Below are 9439 nucleotides of genomic sequence, written 5' to 3'. Positions count from 1 at the left end.
GTGCGCTGCGGAAGGCGGCCCGCGCCAGGGCCGCGTCCAGGCCCAGCAGCGCCGCCGCTGTGGCTGCGGCCGCCCAAGGCGCATCCGCCGTCAGCCACAGGATGACGGGCAGCGCCACCGTCAGCAGGCCGCAGCCGGCGAGCAGCTTGCGGTACAGCGCACGCATCTGCGCTGCGGCCAGCGCCCTGGCGTCAGCCGCCCGCTGCTCGGACGCGAGCCGCCCTTGGCCTTCCCGCCAGCGGTCCAGCTCGCCGCGCAGCTCGCTCCAGAGCGCGCGGATTTCGCTCGGCTGCTGCGGGACCAGCATGGCGAACTGCCGCCGCCCCTCCGCCGCGCTGGCCTCAACCCGCGCGACCGCCGCCGCGGCGGCCTTCTCCGCGGTTGCCGCGGCCCGCTCCTGCTTGGCACGCTCGCTCCGCAGCAGCTCCATCTCTTTGTCGTACGCGGCAAACCGCGCCGCAAACCGGCGAACGCTCTCCCGTTCGCCCACTGTCCCGGCAAAAGCGCGCAGATCCTCCGCGCCCCATGCCGGGTTGATGCTGCGCAGGCACTCGGCCAGCCGCCCTTCGAGCTGGAGCGCTTCCGCCGCCAGCTCGGCGAGCTCGCCCTGCCGGGCCTCGTAGCCCGGCCGGCGGCCGGCCAGCTGCCGCAGCGCCGGCTCCTGCGCCAGCACCGCCGCATCCGGGCGGTGCCGCGCCAGCTCCGCCTGCAGCGCTTCCCGCCGCCGGGCCCACTCGCTGCGCTCGAGCTGCAGGCGCTCGCGTTCCGCCTGCAGCGCCTGCCAGCGCGCCGCCCCCTGCGCGAGGAAGCGGGCGACCGGCGGCAGCGCCGCCAGCTCCGCGCGGAGCGCCTCGCGCTGCAGCCAATCGGCCCGGCTGGCCGCCGCCCGCTGCAGCCGGGCCGTCTCCCGGCCCCGCGCCGCGCGGGCGGCTTCGGCTTCCGCCAGCTGCGCGGCCAGCCGCTCCAGCTCCTCCAGCACGTCGTTGTACCGCGGCAGCAGCGCTTTGGCCGCCTCGGCCTCGCGCTCCAGCCGCTCCACCGCCTGGAGGAGCTGAGCGATTTCCTGCGTGCGCCCGCGCGGCCGGTACAGCTTGTCCATGTCCTGGACCAAGCGTTTCTCCCCGCGCAGCACCGCCGCTCCGCCGCCGATCCCGGCGTGGAACAGGTAGCGGCTGAGCTCCTCCGACTGCAAGGCGCCAACTTCTTGCAGCTCCGTCAACGACACGGCGAACAGCTGCTTAAACATCGCCTTGGACAGACCGCCGAGGAGCTCCCGCTGCATCTCCTCTTGCGACGCCTCCCGCACGCCGCCGCGTTCATCGCTGCGCGTGATCCGCAGCCGGTCGCCGCGTGTGCCGGGCAGGTTCCGCCCCTCCGGCGGCTGCGAATACCGCTCGATCATCCAGCGCGTCCCGTCGTCGCCCAGGATCGTCAGCACCCCGCCATGCGCTCCGCCCCGCAGCGGCTCATACCGTTCGGCCGCCGCTGCCCGGGTGGGGATGCCAAACAGCATCGCCCGGACGAAGCCAAGCAGCGTGCTTTTGCCCGCTTCATTGGGGCCGTACAGCACCGTCACCTGGCCGGGCAACTCCACGTCGAGCCCGTTCAGGCGGCCGAAGCCGCTGATCTGCATCCGTTCCAGCTTCATGAGACGCTTCTCCCTTCCCGCGACGACGGCGTATCTTCATTCAGCAAGGTAGCCGCCAGCTCCTCAGCCCGGCGTACCAGCTCCAGCTTGGCTTCCGAATTCAGCTCCTGCAATATACGCCGCAGCTGCCGGTTGTCCGCCAGCGGGGCCAACGCGGTGCCAACCAGCTCCTCCACCCGTTCAGGCTCCGCTGCCGTCCGTTCTCCTAACCGGAACAGCTCACCGAGGAAGCTGTCCTCCGCAAGCAGCCCCTCGCGGTCCAGCTCCATCCCGGTTTCCAGCTTGAAGCCCGCTGGCCATACGATTCCTTCGCCCAGCCCTGCAGCCTCGAAGCGTCCCAATTCTTTGCGCCGCAGCTCCTGCAGCAGCTCCGCCGCTTCCGGTCCTGATTGAAGCATCCCATGCAGCAGCCCGCGCCCGGTAAAAATCAACCGAACCACCGTGATCCGATCAGGCTCGGCTTCCCGCAGCTCGTCCAGCCGCTCCTCGACGCTCACCTTCAACGCTTCTTCCGTAGCCAGACCGTCGATCGCCAGGCCGCTCTCCAGCCACAACACTTGATCGAGGCGCCGAAAGGACAACTCCGCTTCTCCGTTCTCCGCAACCTCCACCAGATAGCAGCCCTTCGGGCCGGTTTCCTTTAAGCTGCGCCCTTGAATGTTGCCTGGGTACACGACCCACGGCGAGTCGCAAAGAATCTGCCGCTTATGGATATGACCCAGCGCCCAATAGTCGTATCCCGAGGCCTGTAAATCGCGAAGCGAGCATGGCGCGTAAGCGTCATGCCCCTCCTGGCCGTCCACGTTGCCGTGCAGCAGCCCGATGTGGTAGAGCGCCGAGCCCGGCTCGCGCCGATACTGGATCGCCAAATTCTCATGCACCGCCGGGGTCGGATAAGAAGCCCCGGTCAGCACCGCCACCGGCTCCCCGTCGCTGCGCCGTACAGCGATCACGCTTTCCGCCTTGGGACCAAACTCCGTCACATGATCGGGCAAGGCTAACCTGAGCCTCCGGCCGGACAAAGGGTCATGGTTCCCCCGGATCAAATATACCGGAATGCCGTGCTCCCCCAGCTTGTCCCAGCCCTCTCGCAGGCGCAGCTGTGCGCGAAGCGAAGAATCTGAAGCGTCGTAAATATCGCCGCTGATCACCACGAAATCAACGGCTTCCTCGATCGCAAGCCGAATCAACCGCTCGAACGCGGTAAAGGTAGATTCCCGCAATAACTCGCGCAGCCGATCCGGCACACCGGACATCCCCGAAAATGGGGTATCCAGGTGCAAATCGGCCGCGTGTAGAAAACGAAAGGCTTTCATCCGCACAACAACTCTTTCCTATTTGAATTGCAGGTACAGCTTCTTCAGCTCGTGGACCACCCGGTTCAGCGAGTAATGAGTTTTGGCCTTCTCCGAGCCGCTACGGGCCAGCTGATAACGGTAATCCGGATCCACGATCACTTTCTCCAGCGCCTCGGCTAAGGCCTTCGGATCTTCCGGAGGCACCAGCAGACCGTTCACACCGTCCTCAATTTGCTCGGCAATCCCGCCGATCCGCGTTCCGACGAGCGCAAGACTGCACAGCGCCGCCTCGGCAAACACATTGCCAAATGCCTCCGCCCGGGAAGGCAGCACGAAGATATCAAAGAACGGCATAAATTCCTCGGGATGCAACGTATACCCGTAAAAAATCGTCTCGTCATAAATGCCCAATCGCTGCGCCAGCTGCTCCAGCTCCTGACGGATCGGACCGTCGCCGATGATGTGCAGCACATAGTTATGACCGCGCTTCTTCAGCTCCGCGCATGCATGCAGCAACGTATCCAGTCCTTTGGCCGGCACGAGACGGCAGACGGTGACGAGCTGAGCGACTTCATTTTCATGAGGGACCGGTTTAAACCGCTTCTCGTCAAACCCGTTGGGAATCACGCCGATGGCCGCAGGATCGTCCACGTACGGCGCCAAATATTCGGCAAAGGATTTCGATACGGTGAACAACCGGTCGGTGCGATGCTCCAGTTCGCGATACAGCGACGTAAGAAACCGGTGCTCCGGCCCGTTCTCCCGGATGCGGCCGTTTAGAATAAGTTCTTTTTCATAACTCGAATGAATGCTTTGGATGACCGGCGTCTGCGGAAACACTTCCTTCATCGCCAGCCCCGCGATCGGGTGATGGGCATGGATGAGATCGTACGGCTGCTTCAGTCGCAGCTTGGTCCACCACAGATAGTCGCGATAGGTTTGCACGTATTTTTGCACGATCGGGCTGTCCCCGTATTGCTGCCAATCAAAGGTATGAAAAATAACGGGATCGCTCCCCTTCGAACGGATCCGTTTTGGCAGAGAAAACAACTCCATCTCCCAATGAGGAGGATTAAACCGGTCTTGCAGGTACGGAATCATCGACGATACGCCCCCGGGCTGTTCCGGTGGAAAAAATAAAGCCTGCAGCAGTTTCATTGTGCTTCTCCTTTGCATGTCGTTACGTTTTGGCGAAAAGTCCGCTTCTTTTTCCATTATGCCATAGGCAGGAAGGAACATCCATTCCCCTTTTTTGCGAGTCATAAGAAAAACGTCTATCGACGTACATTCAAAGTAGACAGACCGCGTTTAGCGGATGTTTTTCTTGCGATATCACGATGCCAATCCCACGAAGTTTATACTTTCTGATATCTTCAAAAAGTCACTGCTTTATCAACTGCCTCTTTTGTGAATAAAAAGCGATATGATAAACTGCTGAAGTAGAGATGATCCGGCCTCCGATGGCCTTTTTTAGATTTTGGAAGGAGCAACAACGATGAGTAATCCATCCCTGCCGGCCGCATACCTTGAGGCGGTAACGGCCCTGCTCGGCCCGGCCGAGACCGAGGCGTTTCTGGCAAGCTATGATGCGCCTCGCACCTATGGACTAAGATTAAATACGCTAAAAATCACCCCGTCCTCCCCGGCGGCAAACCAGCTCGCGGAGCTGTTCGCCTTGCGTCCGGTGCCCTGGTGCGGGACGGGCTATTATTACGAGGAATCCACGCGGCCGGGGAAACACCCATACCATGCTGCCGGTCTCTATTATATTCAGGAGCCGTCAGCGATGTCCGCCGTGGAGCTGCTTGACCCGCAGCCCGGTCAGACGGTGCTGGATCTAGCGGCTGCGCCCGGCGGCAAAACGACCCAAATCGCTGCAAAAATGGCCGGGCAAGGCCTGCTGATCAGCAACGAAATTCACCCGCAGCGCGCGCGCATTCTAGCGGAAAACGTGGAGCGCCTGGGCATCCGGAACGCCGTCGTGACGCAGGCGGCACCGCCGGCGCTCTCCGCCCGCTTCCCGCTTGCCTTCGACCGCATCATGCTGGATGCCCCTTGCTCCGGCGAGGGGATGTTCCGCAAGGATCCCAACGCGATCAGCGAGTGGTCGCCGGAGGCCGTGGAGCTGTGCGCTGCCCGGCAATGGGACATCCTTCAGGACGCGGTCGCGATGCTGAAGCCCGGCGGCCGGCTCGCCTACTCGACCTGCACGTTTAACCGCCATGAGAACGAGGACACCATCGCCCGTCTGTTAGCGGAGTACCCGTTCCTGCGGCTGATTGCCGAGAAACGGATCTGGCCGCACCGCGAGCAAGGGGAAGGCCATTACGTCGCCCTGATCGAACGGGATAATGACGAGAGGGACAGCGCGATCACACCTGCCGGCGCCGGACGGGCGGGGGCAGACGGAGTTCGCAGCGGCGGACGTGAGCGCGACCGCAAGCGCGGCGCCCGCTCCGGTCCGTCCGAGCGAAGCGCCGCCGCGGCCTGGGACAGCTTCCGCGCTTGGGCGGCGGACGAGCTGCCTGCCTTCGCGCCTCCCGCTGGAGGCACCCCGCTCCTGTTCGGCGAGGCGCTTTATCTGCTGCCGGCCAGCGGCGGTTTGGCGCTGACGCCGGAACACCTGACCGGCCTGAAGGTTCCACGCGCCGGGCTGCACCTCGGCGACGTCCGCAAAGGCCGGTTTGAGCCCGCCCATGCGCTGGCCATGGCGCTGAGCGCGAACGAAGCCGACCCGCGTCTGTGGACGCTGGACGAGAATTCGCCTCTCGTCGCGGCCTACCTGCGCGGCGAGACGCTCGAAGTGCCCGCCTCCTTACGCGGCTGGCACCTCGTGACCGTCGCCTGCGGCGACGGCCAATACCCGCTGGGCTGGGGCAAAGCCAGCGGCGGACAGCTGAAAAATCACCTGCCCAAAGGATTGCGGCATTAAAATTTCGGATTTGCCTATTTGCAGGTCACTCCTGCCGGATGTCCAAACGTATACCTCCTTGGCAACATACAATGCACTATCTCGTTTTTAAACGGGAAACCATCCTGACGTAAGGGAGGAATAACAATGAGTGGAATCTACGGAGGGGGCTTCACTTCAACGGCAGCCATTCTGGTCCTTTTCATCTTGCTCGTTATCGTTTCCCGTTCGCTTCTGGTTTAATGCTGCAATGAGCCTGTAAAGCGGTTGGAATCCGGCCTGGATTCCACCGCTATTTTTTTATCCCTTGACAAGAAACAGCTGAGGATGAAATAATACAGTCATCTAATTAAACGATTATCGAATTAGCGAGGGATGAGTATGCAGCTCGACCGGTTAGTTAATTTTCATAAAGCCGTTGGCGATGTGACCCGCATCCGGATTATCGCCTTGCTTCAGAACGGCCCGTTGCACGGTCAGGCGCTGGCCGGAAAGCTTGGCGTCACGCCGCCGACGATTACCCATCATATGACCAAGTTAAGGGAGGCGGATTTGGTGTACGAACGCCGCGATAAGAATACGATTTATTTTTATTTGAACGAAAAAAGCCTCACCCAACAAGCCCAAGCGATTCTGAAAGTCGGCAAGGCGAATCCCGCAGCCGAGGACAAGCACGATGAGGCGGCACGTAAAGCTGCCATCCAGGACAACTTCTTTAATCGAGACGGTACCTTAAAGCATCTGCCGGCCCAACGCAAGAAGAAGCTGATCGTGCTTGAGCGTCTCGTCAAGGGCCTGGAGCCGCACCGCAAATATACGGAGAAAGAAATCAACGAATATATTCGGCAATACCACGAGGATTATGCTACGATTCGCCGCGAGTTTATCATGAACCATTTAATGTACCGCGAAAATGATATTTACGAGCTGAACCCGCCGGAGCTCTGGGACAAGAGCCCATCCTGATCGCAGCAGCAGCGCATCGGGTTATATCTCGCCATGCAATAAGGCAGTGCCTTTTCGCCTTGTTGCCTTTTTTTGCACTAGTAATTAGATGACTATTTAATTAGATTGATATATAAAAGGAGTTGGCCTCATCCCATGAAATCTTTACGAATCCTGCGCCAGGAACCCTCCTATCGCCGCCTGTTTGCGGCTGGTCTGGTCAACGGCATCGGCGACCGATTCAGCCAGGTTGCTGTCCTCGGCTTGCTATTATCGTTGACCGGCTCGGGTCTGGCCGTCGGCATCACCTTTGCGGTTCGCCTGGTTCCCTACCTCGTCTTCGGACCGCTTGGCGGGTGGCTCGCCGACCGTTTCACCAAAAGAACGATCATGCTCTTCACCGACGCGATCCGGATCTTCTTTGCGTTAACACCGCTTCTTGTCCACGATGCCGGAGACGTCTGGATCATCTATGTCAGCTCGTTTGCCTTGTCTGCGGGCGAAGCCATCTACGCCCCGGCCCGCATGTCGCTGATTCCCCGGCTCGTCCGTCGGGAGAACTTACTAGCAGTAAACAGCTTGGAGCAGGCCATGGTGGGCTTTGTGCTCATCGGCGGCTCTGTCACGGGCGGCATCCTAGCCGCTGCGGTTGGCAGCCAGGTGTCTTTTGTGCTTAACGCCCTGTCCTTCCTCGTCTCCGGCCTGCTGCTTCTTCGTTTGAATCCTGCCGAGCAGCCCGCAGCACGGGCAGACGCGACAGCAACGGATACCGCTGAGCCAAGCCCGAAACCCGCGATTCACCCGTCCACCGCATTTCGCCGGCTGGTGAGCCAATCCTTCTTTTTGCGAATTATGCTGATTGTCTTTACCATTTGGCCGATCGGGGACGGGATCTTTAATGTGCTGATCAGCGTATACGCCTCTGAAGTGTTCCACATGGGAGACGTCGGCATTGGGCTGTTGTATGGGGCGCTGGGGGCCGGGATGCTGATCGGTTCCGGACTCGCTGGCAAGATGGCCCGTCATATGCGAACTGCTGCGGTTCTTGCACTTGGGCTCGAAGGAATCTTTCAAGTGATCAGCAGCCAATCGCCTTCATTTCTCCTGCTGCTTGGGCTGCTGACTTTCTCAGCGGTCATCACCAGCGTAGGCAACGCCTGCAACGAAACGGTTCTGATGCAGTTGATTCCAAGCGAATGGCAAGGCCGGTTCTTCGGCGGCCTGGCCACCCTGCAAAATACCGTAATGGGCGTCGCCATGCTCGCTTCCGGTTTTCTGCTGGAAGCCGTGACCCCTAGAACGTTGGGACTCGCCGGGGGAACGTTCCTCGCTTTGCTGGGCTTTGGCCTAGGCCTCGTCTGGCTGCTGCACCGCCCCAAATCCCGTCCCCTGCCGGACGCCGAGCAGCCGCGAATCTCCCTAGACTGACCATTTATGAGCACCCAAAAAAGCCGAACCCGTTTCCGGGCTCGGCTTGATCTATCTTCATGCAGTTAGACTTCTAAACAATATTTTTCCAACGCCCGCTTCACGCCTTCCTCGTTATTCGTGGCAGTTACGGCATTGGCGGCAGCTTTCACCTCGAGCGGAGAATTGTCCATCGCCACGCCCAGTCCGGCATAGGTGAGCATCGTTAAGTCATTATAATAATTACCGATCGCCATGACGTTTTCCGCCGGGATTCCGCGTTTTTCCGCCAGCTTCCGCAGAGCCGCTCCTTTCGAGGCCTCTTTATGCATCAAGTCGATGAAAAAATCGCCGCTGCGCAGCATATTAAACTCCTGCGTCCACTGGCTCCAGTCGGCGTACACCCGATCCAGCTCCTCCATCCCGCCGGCCGCGGTGAACTTTACGATCGGTTTGCTGAAATCCGCCCAAGCCGGCATATCCTCCGGTTCCATAAAAAATTGGTGGTACACGTCCAGAGTCTCCTGGGTCAGCCCAGCCAAATTTTCCACATACAATGCAAAGGTAGTATTCACGTCAAAATGGACGTTGTGTTTGCGGCAATACTCCATATACGGTTCCAGCCCATGCGGATTCATCGCAAATTCGTGGACGACCTCCTCGGTCCGCACATCCACCGTGGCCGCGCCGTTATGGCAAATCACGTAACCGTCCAAGCCAATCTCGCGCATATATGGGATCGAGCTCCGAGGAGCCCGGCCGGTGCACAACACGAACTCCGTCCCTTGCTCCGCGATGGCGCGGATCGTCTCGATGGTTCCCGGCGTCAGGACGTGGTCATCCGTCAGCAACGTGCCGTCTACATCCAAAGCAATCAGTTTATATTTCATGTATGGTGGTGTCTCCTTTCTGTCTCAACCCTCCCCATCCCTCCCTTACCGTAAGGGAGGGGGCCCGAGGGCCTGCTGCCCTCTGGTCTCCCGCAATGGCGAGGAACGTGGGAGGCACAGAGGCGCTCCTGCACGCTCTCCCCTTTGGGGAATCGCTTAGGTTGGCTCGTGGAACGCTTTTCCCCCTTCGGGTACGTCTTACTTTTGGCGCTCCCGGGTTCCCTGGTGAACCGTGCTGCTCAACTCTGCTTCTGTCGGCGCACCCGGGCAGACTTCGTGCGTTTAGCCGCTTGTCGCCCTGCAGGCATGCTCTGCTTGGGGGCGCTCCTGCTAACTGGCG

General features: G+C 60.6%; 8 protein-coding genes. 4 read left to right on the top strand and 4 right to left on the bottom strand.

Going from position 1 to position 9439, the window contains the following annotated elements; genetic code table 11:
* From M3G15_RS03410 to M3G15_RS03400, 3 genes are all read right to left on the bottom strand, one after another.
* Nucleotides 1-1648: AAA family ATPase (locus M3G15_RS03410; RefSeq protein ID WP_260070068.1), on the bottom strand; the 1648-nt coding region annotated here is incomplete at its 3' end.
* The gene (locus M3G15_RS03405; protein WP_260070067.1) at nt 1645-2964 is read right to left on the bottom strand and encodes a metallophosphoesterase family protein; all 1320 of its coding nucleotides are present in this window, start codon (nt 2962-2964) and stop codon (nt 1645-1647) included. The genes M3G15_RS03405 and M3G15_RS03410, both read right to left, overlap by 4 nt.
* Before the next feature lie 18 nt (nt 2965-2982).
* On the bottom strand, nt 2983-4104 hold the full coding sequence (locus tag M3G15_RS03400; RefSeq protein WP_036643689.1) for a glycosyltransferase family 4 protein: 1122 nt from the start codon (nt 4102-4104) through the stop codon (nt 2983-2985).
* A gap of 337 nt (nt 4105-4441) precedes the next feature.
* On the opposite strand from M3G15_RS03400, the gene M3G15_RS03395 reads away from it, so the two are divergent.
* The 4 genes from M3G15_RS03395 to M3G15_RS03380 all read left to right on the top strand — a co-directional run bounded on the left by M3G15_RS03395 (nt 4442) and on the right by M3G15_RS03380 (nt 8230).
* Nucleotides 4442-5878 carry an RsmB/NOP family class I SAM-dependent RNA methyltransferase gene (locus tag M3G15_RS03395; RefSeq protein WP_260070066.1) on the top strand — a complete coding sequence of 479 codons (1437 nt, stop codon included), beginning with the start codon at nt 4442-4444 and terminating at the stop codon, nt 5876-5878.
* 126 nt (nt 5879-6004) lie between these two features.
* The gene (locus M3G15_RS03390) at nt 6005-6100 is read left to right on the top strand and encodes a YjcZ family sporulation protein (RefSeq protein WP_260070065.1); all 96 of its coding nucleotides are present in this window, start codon (nt 6005-6007) and stop codon (nt 6098-6100) included.
* 138 nt (nt 6101-6238) lie between these two features.
* The gene (locus M3G15_RS03385; protein WP_260070072.1) at nt 6239-6823 is read left to right on the top strand and encodes a DUF2087 domain-containing protein; all 585 of its coding nucleotides are present in this window, start codon (nt 6239-6241) and stop codon (nt 6821-6823) included.
* Between the two features lie 135 nt (nt 6824-6958).
* The gene (locus M3G15_RS03380) at nt 6959-8230 is read left to right on the top strand and encodes an MFS transporter (RefSeq protein ID WP_260070064.1); all 1272 of its coding nucleotides are present in this window, start codon (nt 6959-6961) and stop codon (nt 8228-8230) included.
* Between the two features lie 65 nt (nt 8231-8295).
* Here the strand turns inward: M3G15_RS03380 and M3G15_RS03375 are convergent, their stop codons facing one another.
* The gene (locus tag M3G15_RS03375; RefSeq protein ID WP_260070063.1) at nt 8296-9099 is read right to left on the bottom strand and encodes a Cof-type HAD-IIB family hydrolase; all 804 of its coding nucleotides are present in this window, start codon (nt 9097-9099) and stop codon (nt 8296-8298) included.
* Between the last annotated feature and the right edge of the window lie 340 nt (nt 9100-9439).

The sequence above is a fragment of the Paenibacillus sp. p3-SID1389 genome, from assembly GCF_025151705.1.
GTDB lineage: Bacteria > Bacillota > Bacilli > Paenibacillales > Paenibacillaceae > Fontibacillus > Fontibacillus phoenicis.
The sequence above is the reverse complement of the archived record's forward strand: the minus strand, read 5'-3'. Positions and strand labels throughout refer to the sequence as shown.